The organism is Undibacterium sp. 5I1, assembly GCF_034314085.1.
GTDB lineage: Bacteria > Pseudomonadota > Gammaproteobacteria > Burkholderiales > Burkholderiaceae_D > Undibacterium.
Genome location: NZ_JAVIWI010000001.1, coordinates 4,478,033 through 4,492,615, shown reverse-complemented (window position 1 = coordinate 4,492,615; position 14,583 = coordinate 4,478,033). Strand labels below are relative to the sequence as shown.

The 14,583-nt window shown below is 48.4% G+C and carries 13 protein-coding genes; 11 read left to right on the top strand and 2 right to left on the bottom strand.

Annotation, left to right across the window (positions count from 1 at the left end; all coding sequences use genetic code 11):
• The first annotated feature begins 32 nt into the window (after positions 1-32).
• The 7 genes from RGU72_RS19610 (at position 33) to RGU72_RS19580 (ending at position 6,312) form a co-directional block, all read left to right on the top strand.
• Entirely contained in the window at positions 33-632 is a 600-nt protein-coding gene (locus RGU72_RS19610) for a hypothetical protein (protein WP_322121348.1), read from the top strand.
• Positions 629-1,168, top strand: a complete 540-nt coding sequence (locus tag RGU72_RS19605) for a TlpA disulfide reductase family protein (RefSeq protein WP_322121347.1) — start codon at positions 629-631, stop codon at positions 1,166-1,168. Before RGU72_RS19610 ends, RGU72_RS19605 begins: the two co-directional genes overlap by 4 nt.
• Positions 1,169-1,234: 66 nt before the next feature.
• A complete protein-coding gene (aroQ, locus tag RGU72_RS19600; RefSeq protein WP_322121346.1) occupies positions 1,235-1,672 on the top strand; it encodes a type II 3-dehydroquinate dehydratase in 438 nt (145 codons plus the stop codon).
• Positions 1,673-1,839: 167 nt separating this feature from the next.
• On the top strand, positions 1,840-2,298 hold the full coding sequence (accB, locus tag RGU72_RS19595; RefSeq protein ID WP_322121345.1) for an acetyl-CoA carboxylase biotin carboxyl carrier protein: 459 nt from the start codon (positions 1,840-1,842) through the stop codon (positions 2,296-2,298).
• Positions 2,299-2,486: 188 nt separating this feature from the next.
• Positions 2,487-3,854, top strand: coding sequence for an acetyl-CoA carboxylase biotin carboxylase subunit (accC, locus tag RGU72_RS19590; protein WP_322121344.1), 1,368 nt, complete (start codon positions 2,487-2,489; stop codon positions 3,852-3,854).
• 24 nt (positions 3,855-3,878) lie between these two features.
• Positions 3,879-4,790: a 50S ribosomal protein L11 methyltransferase gene (gene prmA / locus RGU72_RS19585; protein ID WP_322121343.1), complete on the top strand. Its 912-nt coding sequence runs from the start codon at positions 3,879-3,881 to the stop codon at positions 4,788-4,790.
• A gap of 46 nt (positions 4,791-4,836) precedes the next feature.
• Positions 4,837-6,312 (top strand): DUF3426 domain-containing protein, encoded by a 1,476-nt coding sequence (locus tag RGU72_RS19580; RefSeq protein WP_322121342.1) that lies wholly within the window; start codon positions 4,837-4,839, stop codon positions 6,310-6,312.
• 474 nt (positions 6,313-6,786) lie between these two features.
• On the opposite strand, the gene RGU72_RS19575 is transcribed toward RGU72_RS19580, so the two are convergent.
• A complete protein-coding gene (locus RGU72_RS19575) occupies positions 6,787-7,698 on the bottom strand; it encodes a pseudouridine-5'-phosphate glycosidase (RefSeq protein WP_322121341.1) in 912 nt (303 codons plus the stop codon).
• 52 nt (positions 7,699-7,750) lie between these two features.
• Positions 7,751-8,872, bottom strand: coding sequence for a carbohydrate kinase family protein (locus RGU72_RS19570; protein WP_322121340.1), 1,122 nt, complete (start codon positions 8,870-8,872; stop codon positions 7,751-7,753).
• A gap of 675 nt (positions 8,873-9,547) precedes the next feature.
• Between RGU72_RS19570 and rbsK the strand changes: the two genes are divergently transcribed.
• From rbsK to RGU72_RS19550, 4 genes are all read left to right on the top strand, one after another.
• The gene (gene rbsK / locus RGU72_RS19565; RefSeq protein ID WP_322121339.1) at positions 9,548-10,477 is read left to right on the top strand and encodes a ribokinase; all 930 of its coding nucleotides are present in this window, start codon (positions 9,548-9,550) and stop codon (positions 10,475-10,477) included.
• Between the two features lie 245 nt (positions 10,478-10,722).
• Positions 10,723-11,727, top strand: coding sequence for a BMP family ABC transporter substrate-binding protein (locus RGU72_RS19560; RefSeq protein WP_322121338.1), 1,005 nt, complete (start codon positions 10,723-10,725; stop codon positions 11,725-11,727).
• A gap of 241 nt (positions 11,728-11,968) precedes the next feature.
• Positions 11,969-13,504, top strand: a complete 1,536-nt coding sequence (locus RGU72_RS19555) for an ABC transporter ATP-binding protein (protein ID WP_322121337.1) — start codon at positions 11,969-11,971, stop codon at positions 13,502-13,504.
• A complete protein-coding gene (locus RGU72_RS19550; protein ID WP_322121336.1) occupies positions 13,501-14,577 on the top strand; it encodes an ABC transporter permease in 1,077 nt (358 codons plus the stop codon). The genes RGU72_RS19555 and RGU72_RS19550 overlap by 4 nt, the downstream gene beginning before the upstream one ends.
• Positions 14,578-14,583: the final 6 nt, after the last annotated feature.

Here is a 14,583-nt window from a genome sequence, read left to right as displayed (position 1 = left end):
AAAGTATTTTGGTTTATGATGCCCCTATGATGATGAGCAGCCTAAACGAACCCGACTCCCTGCGCGCTGAAATCGCTGCGCTGGCAGCCCGTATGATCGCTGAGGATGGTGCAGACTATGGATCTGCCAAGCGGCGTGCTGCCAAACAGTTGCTGGGCAACCAAAAAATTCGTGGCGATGTGATGCCAGATAATCAAGAAATTGAGCAGGAAGTCCGTGAATACAATGCGATTTTCTTTGGTGACACACAGCCGCAACGTTTGCTGGAATTACGAAAAATTGCTGTTGAGGTCATGCAAGAACTGGAGAAGTTTAATCCCTACCTGGTCGGTGCCGCGCTAAATGGCACCGCCGGCGAGCATTCTGATATTCATTTGCATTTATTTACCGACAATAGCAAGGATGTCACGATTTTTTTGCTGAACAAAGATATCCGCTTTGAAGTATCCGAAAATAGTACGGGGAATCGTGCCCATAAACGTAGTGAACAAGTTGAAACACTCAGCTTCATGTACAAACAGGAAGGTGTTCATCTGGCTTTATACAACCAGGACGACATCAAACATGGCGGACGCAATGAGCGCGCCTCTATCGCCGCAGTTAAAGCATTGATCACAGAAAGTCAGGAATGAATAAACGTTTTCTTATCGCAGCAGTACTGATCGCGATTGCCTCAGCAACTGTAGGCGTCGTCGCCGCCAATAAGCAATTGGCGCCCGTAGCACCTAAAAATACCAGTGTGGCGCAATTGATGGGGCTCACACTATCTGACAGCAAAGGCCAGGCTCAGAAACTGGCGCAATGGCAGGGTAAGTTTTTAGTCGTTAATTTCTGGGCGACCTGGTGCGGTCCTTGCGTACAAGAAATGCCTGAGTTATCTGCGCTACAAAAGGAGCTATCTGGAAAAAATGTTCAATTACTAGGCTTAGGCATCGATAGTCCGACCAATATTGCTGAGTTTGCCAAAAAATATCAGATTACTTATCCAGTATTTTCGGCTGGGATGGAAGGCACAGAATTATCGCGCCAGCTAGGCAATCAAGGCGGTGGATTGCCATTTACAGTGCTGATTGCGGCGGATGGCAGTATTGCAAAACAGTATCTGGGACGCTTAAAAATGGAGGAATTGCGCGCTGATATTGCAAAACTATCTAACGTAGCAAAATAGTTTTCCTTGCCAATACCAAGTAAATAGCGGCAAAATGCGTTATCTTCGTGAAAAAGAATTGATAATATGGCAAGCAAACTGCTGCTGCTGAATGGTCCGAATTTAAATTTGCTCGGGACTCGTGAGCCGCATATTTATGGTTCAGTTACCTTGGCAGACGTAGAAAGTGCAGCAAAATTGCAAGCCGCGGAAGCTGGGGCGGAACTGCAAAGTTTTCAAAGTAATCATGAAGGCGCTTTAATTGACCGCATCCATGCAGCAAGATTAGAGCAAGTTAACGCGATCATTATTAATCCCGGCGCACTCACACATACCAGCGTCGCTTTGCGCGATGCTTTGGTTGGTGTGGCAATTCCGTTTATTGAGGTGCATATTTCCAATGTGCACCAAAGAGAAAACTTCCGGCACCATTCCTATCTGTCCGACGTCGCCACAGGCGTGATCCTCGGACTTGGCACTGAAGGCTATCGATTAGCGATTGACTTTAGCCTAAAAAATCTTTAAATTCTTGCATCTTCACGCAATTTACCCATATTATCTTTGATATGACATATAATTATGTCCATTCAATGCTTGTTTTCTGAGCTAGTTATTGCGCTGATGCGCTTGTTCTAATCACGTTTTCTGAGCCATTTTGCTCGCTCAGAAACATCTTCACTAGGGGATTTCACATGGATTTAAGAAAACTCAAGACCTTGATCGATCTCGTCGCCGAGTCAGATATTGCAGAACTCGAAGTCACTGAAGGCGAAGGTAAAGTCCGCATCGTTAAATCTTCTGCAATGCCGCAAAATCAAGTTGTGATGATGCAGCCGCAACATATGCAGCAAATGCCTCAACAAATGGCAGCAGCGCCAGTAGCAGCAAGCGCACCGGCAGCACCGGTAGTTCCCGATGGTCATGTAGTCAAATCCCCTATGGTTGGTACTTTTTACCGCTCCTCTGCGCCTGGTAATGCCGCGTTTGTAGAAATCGGAAAAAGCGTTAAAGAAGGCGAAACTCTTTGCATCATCGAAGCAATGAAACTGTTGAATGAAATCGAAAGCGATTTTACTGGCACGATCAAACAGATTTTGGTGGAAAACGGCCAACCTGTTGAATACGGTCAGCCCTTGTTTATCGTAGGATAGTTGTAAGATCGCCGCAAGATCACTCTCGGCGAACACTACGATTACTCCTGGCTAAATTTACAGCTAAAGTCTCACAGCTAAAGCCACAGCTAAACCCAGTTTTTTTATATGATCTCATTAAAGAAATCAGTGCTTTATAAAAATACTGCCTGCAACGCTGCAAGCACTGCCACCGTAAAATTCATATCATGTTTGAAAAAATTCTAATTGCCAACCGGGGTGAAATCGCGCTACGTATCCAGCGCGCCTGCCGCGAAATGGGTATCAAAACCGTCGTCGTTCATTCCGAAGCCGACCGTGAAGCCAAATACGTCAAGCTAGCCGATGAGTCCGTCTGCATCGGGCCAGCGCCATCCAATCTGAGCTATCTCAGCATGCCAGCGATCATCAGTGCAGCAGAAGTGACCGATGCGCAAGCGATTCACCCTGGCTACGGCTTCTTATCTGAAAATGCAGATTTCGCTGAGCGGGTTGAGCAATCCGGCTTTGTCTTTATTGGACCGCGTGCGGAATCCATTCGCCTGATGGGTGATAAAGTCTCTGCCAAGCAAGCCATGATCAAAACTGGCGTGCCTTGTGTGCCAGGCTCTGAAGGCGCTTTACCGGATGATCCTAAGGTAATCGTACAAACAGCGCGTAAAGTCGGCTATCCGGTCATCATCAAAGCTGCTGGCGGCGGCGGTGGGCGCGGTATGCGCGTGGTACACACCGAAGCTGCTTTGCTCAATGCAGTGACAATGACCAAAGCAGAAGCAGGTGCGGCTTTCGGCAATCCTGAAGTGTATATGGAAAAATTTCTGGAAAATCCACGCCATGTGGAAATCCAGATTCTGGCCGATCAGCACGGCAATGCGATCTGGTTAGGCGAGCGCGATTGCTCCATGCAACGTCGCCACCAAAAAGTAATTGAAGAAGCACCGGCACCGGGTATTCCTCGCAAGACTATAGAAAAAATTGGCGAACGTTGCGCCGCTGCATGCCGCAAAATTGGCTATCGTGGCGCTGGTACGTTTGAGTTTTTGTATGAAAACGGTGAGTTCTATTTCATCGAAATGAATACTCGCGTGCAAGTAGAACACCCTGTGACAGAAATGATCACTGGTGTCGATATCGTACAAGAGCAGATTCATATCGCTTTCGGCGAAAAATTGCGTTTCCGCCAGGCCGACATCGAGTTCAAAGGCCATGCAGTTGAGTGTCGTATCAATGCAGAAGATCCGTTTAAGTTTGTCCCGTCACCAGGTCGCATCACGTCATGGCATACACCGGGCGGCCCTGGGATTCGGGTAGATTCACATGCATACGCGGGCTACTTTGTACCGCCAAATTATGATTCCATGATCGGCAAAGTGATTGCTTACGGCACAACGCGTGAGCAAGCCATCCGCCGCATGCAAATCGCCTTATCCGAAATGGTAGTAGAAGGCATACAAACCAATATCCCCTTGCATCGTGAATTGATGGTAGATGCCCGCTTTATTGAAGGCGGCACCAACATCCATTATCTGGAACATAAGCTGGCAGAAATGCCGGATCTGTCCAAAAAAGCGAAGTAAATTAGTAAGCAGAAAGATTCAAACATGGCCTGGATAGAAATTCTCATCGAAGTAGCGCGTGAACACGCTGAAAACCTGTCAGACGCCTTGATGGAAGCGGGTGCTTTATCGGTGTCGGTAGAAGATGCGGATGAAGGTACCGATGCGGAGAAACCGTTATTCGGTGAGCCAGGTATGGAGCCGGAAGAAGCGGCTTGGGATCGTAGTCGGGTGGTGGCGTTAATTGCTGCCGACGCCGATGCTGCCGCAATTTTGGCAGAAGCGTCAGCAGCGATTGCATTGACAACAATTCCAGCCTACACGACTCGCCATGTGGAAGATCAGGATTGGGTGAGATTGACCCAATCGCAGTTTGAGCCTATCCACATCGGCAAAAATATTTGGGTAGTACCGAGCTGGCACGAGATTCCCGACCCTGCGGCTTTGGTACTGGAGCTGGATCCCGGTCTGGCGTTTGGCACCGGTAGTCACCCGACTACTCGCCTCTGCATGGAGTGGCTAGAGGCGCACGCGCCAAAAGAGTTATCTGTATTGGATTACGGTTGCGGTTCTGGCATTTTAGCGATGGTGGCAAAAAAGCTGGGTGCGCAAGCCGTTGTCGGCGTGGATATTGACCCTCAAGCGATCGAGTCAGCCAACTTTAATGCTGAACGCAATCATTGCGATATTACTTACACACTGCCTGAGCAATTCTCCTCATCCCATCCAGTTGGAACGCAATTTGATGTCGTAGTCGCGAACATTTTATCCAGCCCATTAAAGGTGATGGCACCGATGTTATCTGGTCGAGTTGCGGCTGGTGGCTCTTTGATTTTATCCGGTGTTTTAGCCCGTCAGGCAGAAGAAGTTGCCGCAGCTTATGCGCCGTTTATTGCACTCACAGTCTGGGCAGAACATGAGGGCTGGGTAGCGCTCTCCGGAAAAAAACCTAGCTAAGCCCCACAAAGTAATTTAATCAGTAAAAACTAAGCATCGACATCACATGGCACTCGCCACCCAATGCCCCCACTGCCAAACGACTTTCAGAGTCGCCAATGATCAGTTAAAACTGCATGGCGGGCTGGTGCGCTGCGGCTCTTGCCAGCAGACGTTTAACGGGATCGAGCATCTGCTCGGGCCGACGGTGCAAACAGCGCCAACGGTCGCACTCGAGGTGCAAGTTGCGCCGGTAGTGCTTGTCAATGTTGATAGTGATTTAAATACCGACGTCAATTCTCATATCGCTGAGCATCATGAAATCACTACAACAGAGATAAAAGCAGAATCTAGCCTGCTCCAAACTGCTGAATTGAATACAGCAGTTTCTGTAGCAGATTCGTCGTCTGGCATCGATCAAACACCGCCTCAGACACCAATCAGCGAGGTAGTCAGTACCGCAGTCACTACCGCAGCCAACACCGCGCTGGTGACCGAATCTCCAGCAGCAGAAATTAGCGCTGACTCCTTAGATTTTGATCTCGGGATGGATGAGGACATCAGCTCACCTGCCAAGCACGATAAGACCACACTCTCTGACGACACCAATTTAGATGATGAAGCAATCGGGCAAGTAGAACTACAAACTCGCATTGCCTTGATGGATGAACCAGGATGGTCTGCGACAGAGGCGGAAGAAGAGACTGGCGCCGCAGACCACAAGCAAGAACCTTATTTGTATGAGCCTGCAAGCGCCGACATTACCGTCAACGCAGATGAGCCTGGACACTCAAACCCCGAAGCTGATGATTATGCTGGTGAACCAGAGGCTTATTTGCATGACGGCCTGGCTTTTGACACGACTGGTAAAGCAGATTCCATCACTGACGATTTATCAGACGGTACATCGCCAGCGACGGATGCAAGCGCAGAGAGTGATCTCGAAACACCGGGCTTTATTTTAGCGGCGGAAAAACGTAAAGGACGTAGCAAAATCCTGCGCGGCTTGATGATTACTTTGTCGTTAGTCCTGTTTGTCGGGCTGCTGGGACAAGGCGTATTTATTGCACGCAATCACATCGCAGCCTGGGTGCCGCAAACTAAACCGATGCTGGCCGATGCCTGCAAATTACTGCATTGCCAAATTAGCTTGCTCGCCCAAATCGATCAAATCTCGCTGGAATCAAATGAGTTGCAAGCCTTATCAACGGATAAGAATGTCTTTTCGCTAGCGATACAGTTACAAAATAAAAGCGCCACCGCACAAGCATGGCCAATGGTGGAACTGATTTTAAATGACGCTAAAGATAAACCTGTCTTGCGTAAAGTATTTAAGCCCGAAGAGTACTTGAGTGACAAAAACAATAGGCTCGACACTAAGTCAGATAGTAATAAATTAGACTCCAAGCTCGACAACAAAACTGATTTAGCAAACCAGTTGAGTAAAGGCTTTAGCGCCGCCAGCGACCAGCAAATCAAACTGTATTTCGAGTTATCTCAGACCAAAGCATCCGGTTATCACCTCAGCATCTTCTATCCCTAATTCTATTTTTTTGCGTTGAATGCGGTGTTGCGACACAACGCCGGGCTAGCAATATTCCCGCTCAATTAAAAAAATACTCCCATTGGTATATCTAAAGTATCCATAGGATCATTGGACATTAAGGCATTTTCTAAAAAAATAACGGGGAGTATATTGAACCCAGATTTCCCATTAGACCGCTACCACTTCGCAAAAACGCAGACGGCGTGCGGTCTTCAGAGGGATAGCGCCACCGCGATTTGAGTGGGAACGCTACAGCGACAATTGCACCTTTGGCGAACTGCCTGGCGTTGTTGCTCCTCCTAGCAAGATGCAGCTTGCGTCGTCGTCGCGTCTAGCCAGTCAGTTCGCCAAAGGCACACTTGTCGCTGTTCCAATGGAAAATCTGGGTTGAATTACCATAATCGTAGTCTGCAAAGTTCTTGCTAAAAAACGACTTCAACTTGCGTCAAAGTATCAGCGCAATGCAGCTGATCAACCATTTTTCAAAGCCAAAGCCAAAGCGGCACCGACAATCGCATTGTTTTTTACCAGCGCGATATTCGTCACCAGACTGCGGCCGTCTGTCAGTTGTTTGATTCTATTTAATAAAAACGGCGTCACTGCTTTGCCATTAATACCTTGCGCGTCCGCCTCTTGCAAAGCCTGCTCCGTGATGCTGTCTATCTCTGCTTTTGGCATGGCGTAAGCTTCTGGAACAGGATTGGCAATCACCACGCCGCCACGCAAACCCAGCGCCCATTTGCAACGGATAAAGTCGGCTTGCCCGGTCGCTGTATCCAACTGAAAATCGGCTTTAAAGCCACTGCCGCGAGTAAAAAATGCGGGGAATTCAGCTTGGCCTACGCTCACTACCGGGACGCCATGGGTTTCTAAATATTCCAGGGTCAAGCCCAAATCCAAAATCGATTTTGCGCCGGCACAGACCACCGCGACCGAGGTTTGCGCCAGCTCTTGTAAGTCAGCAGAAATATCAAAACTGGTTTCTGCACCGCGATGCACACCACCAATGCCACCGGTGACAAACACGGCAATTCCTGCCAACTCCGCACAAATCATCGTTGCGGCAACGGTTGTTGCGCCCAGTTTACCCGTCGATAAAACATAGGGTAAATCACGACGACTGACTTTCATTACCTCTGGTGCACTGGCTAATTGCTCTAGTTCTGCGTCAGACAAACCCACGCAGATTTTGCCGCCAATAATCGCAATCGTCGCGGGTACTGCGCCGTTATCACGGATCAATTGCTCAACTTCGCGTGCGGTCTGGACGTTTTGCGGATAAGGCATGCCGTGCGAAATAATCGTGGATTCTAAGGCCACAATAGCTTTTCCGTCCGCTTTGGCTTGGGCGACTTCTTTTGAAAATACGAGGTAGTTTTGCATGAGATTTCCTAAATGTTGGCGTAGTTTTTATTGAGTTAAATTCGGCAGTAAATTAAGTGAGTGCCATCAGCGTATCCGGCGTCAGATCGGGGCAAACCGTGCCTGCACTTTGCAAAGTCAAGGCCGCCAGATGCAAGCCGCGCTGCGCTGCTAATAACAGATCTGCATTGTTGTGATACAAGGACCAGCACACTGCTGCCGCAAAAGCATCGCCCGCACCCGTCACATCCACAACATCGGATGCCACTAGCAACGGCGCTGGCAAACGGTGCCAGTCCGTACCGCTGGTCAGCATCACGCCAGCATCGCCCAAGGTGACAATCACATCCTGCGCGCCTTGCTGTTGTAACTGGCGACAGGCGCGCTGTATTTTGTCCTCGTTGATTTTTTCCTCACCATCTGCGCTCAGACGAGAGCCGACGCGAGTCTCCAATTCACCCAAGTTGAGTATCAGCAAACGCACGCCTTCCAATACCTCCGGCAGGCGCGCCATTTTGGGTTGAGATACAGCGACCAGTATCAGTGGACTGGCATGTTGATTGGCTTGCGTTATCAGGTATTGAATACTGCTTTGCGGTAAATTTAAGTCCGCCACCGTCATCAGCGCAGTATTTAATTGCACCTGGCGACTTGCTAAAAAAGTGGCATCCAGGGACTCACACAAAGTCATATGCGACAAAGCCAACAGCATCTCGCCATCCGCATCCAGCACGGCGGTATAACTACCGCTGCCCTGCCCTGGCAATTGCAAACTGGCACTGGTGTCGATGCCCAATGCCTGGGCTTGTGCCAGCAAATCAGCGCCAACGGCATCATCGCCGGTCGCGCAGAGTAAGGCAGTCACGCAACCCAAACGCGCCAGATTCTCAGCGATATTGCGTGCCACTCCGCCAAAGCTTTCATGTTGACTGACAGGATTTGAGGTACCCATTTGTAAGGTCGCCAAGGTGCGCACCTTACGATCGATATTGGCGCCACCGATGCACAGGACTGGCCGGCGCTCGGGTAATACGTAGGCACGACCCAGCAAGCGCTTTTCACGGATCAGACTGGCGATATGTCCTGCCACCGCCGACCGTGATAACTGAAGGCGCTGCGCCAGCTCTTGCTGCGACACAAAGGGATGGGCGCGGATGATATCAAACAACTGATCTTTTTTCGAAATTTCGGACATGGGCTGTAGGCTGAGGTACGGATAGGCGGAATGAAAGCAGAAACAAAGGTAATCGTAATTTAGGGAATTCAAAAATAGTGAGAGACTTAAAATGAAGCTTTGCTCACGATTAAATCCATATACTCCCCAGCTCTTTTATGAAAATTAAGATGAAGGCCAATAAACATATAGACAATAAATAATACTCACCGTGAGTATTATTTATTCTTAATTTATTACCTTACTAAGCTTCATTGAAAAGAGCGTTGTTTCAGACAGGTGTACAGGCCAAATAACGAACAAAAAACAACAGCATGGCAAAACTAAAGCCAGTCTTATTAATCTCGGGCAAGACGCTTGAATTCAAACCAAAACAAACATATGTTTTAAATTATAAACATATGTCTTATTACAATCAAGAAACTATCCAAAAATACGGATTAATTTTGCAATGAAGTTTTCCTATTAATCACAAAATCGCTTTAATTTGCTCAAATTCGTTCACATAAGACAATTGCCTTGATTGGCATTTGACAACAAAAAAGATAGCGTCCAAAATTTGCCACCATTTTTAAAAAATCAAAATATCATTGCTTTGCAGATTAGTTCTTGACTTGCATAAGCGCACCATAGTTAAATAGGAAATCGGTTGCGCAAACGATTGCGCGACCATTTTTTTACCAAGAGATTGTCAAAATGAAGCCACGCATTACCGTTGTTGGTAGCGTCAATATGGACCTCGTGTTCCGCACACCGCGCATGCCTGCAATCGGTGAAACGATGCATGGTCATGAATTCCGTCAAATTCCCGGTGGCAAAGGTGCCAACCAGGCCGTCGCCGCTGCACGACAAGGCGCTGATGTCAGTTTTGTCGGCGCTGTTGGCAATGATGGCTTTGGCGATTTCTCAAAACAATGTCTCGCGACTGAAGGCATAGAGCTAGCCAATCTGGCGACCGTACAAGGCATCGCCACCGGCGTTGCAGGTATTTTGGTGGACGACAGCGGACACAACAGCATCGTATTGGCCGCAGGTGCCAACGCTAGCGTCTCAGTTGCCCAAGTAGAGGCGGCGACCGCCAGCATCGCCACAGCAAAACTCTTGTTGTGCCAGTTAGAAACCCCCTTAGCTAGTGTCACGCGCGCCATCCAGATTGCGCATCAGCACAAGGTCGGTGTGATCCTCAATCCTGCGCCTGCGCAAGATTTAAGCGATGAGTTATTGGGATTGGTCGACTATCTGATTGTGAATGAAACCGAAGCGTCTCAATTGAGCGGCACTACGGTCATCGACCAGGCCAGCGCTAAATTGGCATCGCAACAGTTATTAAAACGCGGCGTCGGCACAGTATTACTGACCATGGGTGAGCACGGTGTCGTGATTACGACTAAAGATTCGAGCAACTTTTTGCCTGCTATTAAGGTCGAGGTGGTTGACACTACGGCGGCAGGCGATACTTTCGTGGGTGCGCTGGCAGTCGGCTTGGCGAACGGATTAAATATCGTAGACGCCAGCAGCGAAGCGCAATACACAGCGGCTTTAACGGTAACTAAACTGGGTGCTCAAACATCAATTCCGCACCGGCATGACGTGCTGGAATTTATGCACAAACAGAAGGCTGCCTGAAGGTTCAGAGCAAGCTAAAATTCGATAAAGTTTTTTTATTAGTAAACTACTGAAATAGTTAGACCATGTTAGGCTTGCTGGCCCTTGATCCTTTATTTATATCAGTGGTGCTCAGCAGCCGTTATTCAAAACAGCGGGTAATACCGAACCTTGAATAGCAAGGCTGAAAAGCACTAACATCAATGACCTGATACTTTCAATATTTTCGACACTTCCGACACAATTGCGACCGACAAGGAATCACCATGAAACTCAAGCGTCTCTGCCTTACTATAATGAGCTTGTTTGCTGTTGTCAGCGCTGCCAGCGCTGTTGCAGCCGATCCTAAGTTAGCCGTCATTTATGATGCAGGCGGTAAGTTTGATAAATCCTTCAATCAATCCGCATCAGAAGGTGCAGAACGCTTTAAAAAAGAGACCAAAATCTCTTTCCTGGAAGTCCAGGTCGCCAGCGATACACAAACAGAGCAAGTGTTACGTAATCTGGCACGCAAAAAAATCGATCTGATCGCAGCGATTGGTTTTGCCCAAAGTCAGGCAGTGCAAAACATCGCCAAAGAATTCCCTAATACTAAATTCGTCGTGATTGATGGCGTTGCCACAGGCAATAATGTCAGCTCAGTTCTGTTCAAGGAACAAGAGGGCTCTTATCTGGTTGGTGTTGCTGCGGCAATGGCTAGTAAGTCTAAAAAAATCGGCTTTGTCGGCGGTATGGATATTCCGTTGATACGCACCTTCTCTTGCGGCTACGCACAAGGTGCTAAAGCAGTTGATGCCAAGGTTGAGGTCACCAGCAATATGGTAGGTACCACCACTTCCGCCTGGAATGATCCGGCCAAAGGTGGCGAGTTAGCGCGCGCGCAATTCGAACGCGGTGTTGATGTCGTTTTCGCAGCAGCAGGCGGCAGCGGCATGGGTACGTTGCAGACAGCCAAAGAAAAAGGCAAGCTCGCCATCGGTGTTGATTCCAATCAAAATTATTTGTATCCGGGCACGATGCTGACCTCGATGGTTAAGCGGGTTGACCAGGCGATTTACGATAGCTTTATGCAAATCAAAAACGGTGACTGGAAGCCTGGCATCATCAACAAAGGCCTGAAAGAAGGTGGCGTTGATTGGGTTGTTGATAAAGATAACCGCGCCCTGATCACGCCAGAAATTGAAAAGCGTGTCAACGCAGCAAAACAAGACATCATCAGCGGCAAAGTCAAAGTGATTGACTCGCGCGACGGAAGTAAATGCCCGGTTTAGTGTCTTGTCTTATCTTGTCTTGTTTCAGTTTGGTTTTGCGCTCATGCTCTAATTGAATTTTATTCTCTACGTTTTTAAGCTAAGCGCAAAACCAAATGATGTAAGCAGACCTCAGCGCAATCAATCGTCGCGTCAGGTCTCTATCATCTAGCAATTTCAGTAAGTTCAGCAAGTTCGCTGAGTTCGTTAAGTTCGTTAACATCGCCGATCAAACCCTAGCTAATTTTTATCCCGCCTCCGTATGCAGCCAGCCGTAGAATTCCAACAAATCTCCAAACGCTTTGGCGCCGTACACGCCAACCGCGATGTGAGTTTTTCTATTGCGCCCGGTAGCATCCACGGCGTTATCGGAGAAAACGGCGCAGGCAAATCAACCTTGATGAGCATCCTGTACGGCTACTACCGTGCGGATAGCGGCAAGCTCTTGATCAATGGTCAGCCACAACATATTCGTAATAGTCAGGAAGCAATCAAACTTGGGATCGGCATGGTGCATCAGCATTTTATGCTAGTAGAAAATATGACGGTTCTTGATAACGTCATGCTGGGCGCAGAGGGTGGATTCAGACTCGCCGCTCATCGCACCGATATTGAGAAAAAGCTGCGTGAAATTTGTCAGCGCTATTCTTTAGATGTTGATCCGCTGAGCAAAATCCAAGACTTGTCGGTTGGTTTGCAACAGCGGGTAGAAATTCTCAAACAAATCTACCGTAGTGCCAATATTCTGATACTCGACGAGCCAACCGCGGTGCTGACCGTGCAAGAAACGGCGTCGCTATTTGAAGTCTTGCGACTGTTCAAAGAGCAAGGCAAGACCATCATCCTGATTACCCACAAGCTGCAAGAAATTCTCGACATCACCGACCAGGTGACGGTAATGCGCGCAGGCACAGTGGTCGGCTCCGTTGCCACCGCTGGCACCAACAAAGAAGAACTAGCCAATCTGATGGTAGGTCGCCCGATACAAACGCAATTGCCACGGGCTGCCTATGCGCCGGGTGCGTCTGTGCTTGAGGTAAAAGGATTGAATTTGCGTAGCAAGCAAGCGGTCGATCTGCTGAAAGATATCAACTTCAACATACGCGCTGGTGAAATCGTCGCCATCGCCGGCGTCTCTGGCAATGGTCAAAGCGAGCTACTAGAAATTTTATCCGGCATGCGTTTGCCAAGCAGCGGCGAGATACAAATGCAGGGACAGTTGCTGCCAATCGCAAAACGCAAAGATGCCGACGGTTTGCCTGCCATTTTTCGTAAGCTTGGTATCGGTCATGTACCAGAAGATCGACTGCGTGATGCCGTAGTTAAAAACTTTTCGGTCATGATGAATAGTTTTTTTGGTTATCAGCAACAGACTAAAAAACGCTTTGGTTTACTCGACTTCGCCAGCATTCTCAGCAAATGCACCGAACTATTAAAAAAGTTCGATGTACGTCCGTCCGATCCACATTTACGCATCGCCCTGCTATCCGGTGGCAATCAGCAAAAGGTCGTCATCGCTCGAGAAATTGCTGCAGCACCAAAACTCATGCTGGTAGGCCAGCCTACCCGTGGTGTTGATATCGGCACGATAGAAAGCATCCATGCGCAGCTACTCGCCATGCGCGATGCGGGCGTTGCCATTCTGCTGGTATCGGTAGAACTGGAAGAAGTTCGGGCATTGGCCGATAGAATTCTGGTCATGTCTAGCGGCTGTATCACGGGCGAATTGATGGCGGAAGAGTTTGATGCCACACGCATAGGTTTGCTCATGGGTGGACTACATAAATCATCAGTATGACTAATTCAGAACTTCCACGCTGGGCAACTGCCATAGCACTTCCCTTACTCAATTTGCTGTCGGCACTGCTGGTTGCTGCGCTGGTGATTTATTTGTTGGGCGAGAGTCCAATAGAATCGCTGGGCATTCTGGTCAACTCCGCCGTATTGAACCCAGAAGGGTTGGGCTACACATTATTTTATGCAGCGACCTTTATTTTTACTGGTTTGTCGGTCTCCATTGCGATGCAGGCGGGTTTGTTCAATATCGGTAGCGAAGGACAGATGTATGTCGGTGGCCTTGGGTTAACACTAGTTTTATTGTTGCTCGATTCCAGTCTGCCTGGCTGGTTGTTAATTCCACTAGCGATTGTTGGCAGCGCTATATTTGGTGCGGCCTGGGCTTACTTGCCAGGTTATCTGCAAGCTAAACGCGGTAGTCACATCGTCGTCACGACGATTATGTTTAACTTCATTGCTGCCAGTTTAATGAACTTTTTGATTGTGACTTATCTGATCCCGACCGGCCAGCAAAATCCCGCCAGCCGCGTATTTGCAGAGGCGTCTTGGTTACCGACACTGAATAAAATATTCCCGATTCTCGGTGAGACGCCGTTGAATATCAGTTTTATTCTGGCGCTAATCGCGCTGGCGATTTATGGTATTGCAGTATGGCGTTCGGCCTGGGGTTATCAGTTGCGCGCTACGGGTTTAAATCAGCATGCGGCACACTACGCAGGTATTTCCATCTCTAAAACGATCATCGTTGCGATGTTGATTTCTGGTGCACTGGCTGGATTGGCATCGGTCAATTCCTTGATGGGATCGACACATTATCTAAATTTGAATTTCCCGGCGGGTGCTGGGTTTATCGGGATTGCGATTGCCTTAATGGGGCGTCAGCATCCGGTCGGTATTTTGCTATCGTCTATTTTGTTTGGCGCGTTGATTCAGGGTGGTTTTGATCTGTCGCTAGAAAAACCAAATATCCCGACTGAAACTTTTATCTTCATCCAAGGCCTGATTATTTTATTTTGCGGTGCCATGGAAAATCTGTATGCGCCAGCCTTAGCGCGTCTGCTGAAACGAAACTAAAGCGAA

What these genes read in the sequence shown, in the direction of transcription:
- RGU72_RS19605 (WP_322121347.1), top strand. Translation starts at nt 629, where the DNA reads ATGAATAAACGTTTTCTTATCGCAGCAGTACTGATCGCGATTGCCTCA.
- RGU72_RS19555 (WP_322121337.1), top strand. Translation starts at nt 11,969, where the DNA reads ATGCAGCCAGCCGTAGAATTCCAACAAATCTCCAAACGCTTTGGCGCC.
- RGU72_RS19550 (WP_322121336.1), top strand. Translation starts at nt 13,501, where the DNA reads ATGACTAATTCAGAACTTCCACGCTGGGCAACTGCCATAGCACTTCCC.
- RGU72_RS19610 (WP_322121348.1), top strand. Translation starts at nt 33, where the DNA reads ATGAGCAGCCTAAACGAACCCGACTCCCTGCGCGCTGAAATCGCTGCG.
- accC (WP_322121344.1), top strand. Translation starts at nt 2,487, where the DNA reads ATGTTTGAAAAAATTCTAATTGCCAACCGGGGTGAAATCGCGCTACGT.
- RGU72_RS19575 (WP_322121341.1), bottom strand. Translation starts at nt 7,698, where the DNA reads ATGCAAAACTACCTCGTATTTTCAAAAGAAGTCGCCCAAGCCAAAGCG.
- aroQ (WP_322121346.1), top strand. Translation starts at nt 1,235, where the DNA reads ATGGCAAGCAAACTGCTGCTGCTGAATGGTCCGAATTTAAATTTGCTC.
- RGU72_RS19570 (WP_322121340.1), bottom strand. Translation starts at nt 8,872, where the DNA reads ATGTCCGAAATTTCGAAAAAAGATCAGTTGTTTGATATCATCCGCGCC.
- RGU72_RS19580 (WP_322121342.1), top strand. Translation starts at nt 4,837, where the DNA reads ATGGCACTCGCCACCCAATGCCCCCACTGCCAAACGACTTTCAGAGTC.
- rbsK (WP_322121339.1), top strand. Translation starts at nt 9,548, where the DNA reads ATGAAGCCACGCATTACCGTTGTTGGTAGCGTCAATATGGACCTCGTG.
- RGU72_RS19560 (WP_322121338.1), top strand. Translation starts at nt 10,723, where the DNA reads ATGAAACTCAAGCGTCTCTGCCTTACTATAATGAGCTTGTTTGCTGTT.
- prmA (WP_322121343.1), top strand. Translation starts at nt 3,879, where the DNA reads ATGGCCTGGATAGAAATTCTCATCGAAGTAGCGCGTGAACACGCTGAA.
- accB (WP_322121345.1), top strand. Translation starts at nt 1,840, where the DNA reads ATGGATTTAAGAAAACTCAAGACCTTGATCGATCTCGTCGCCGAGTCA.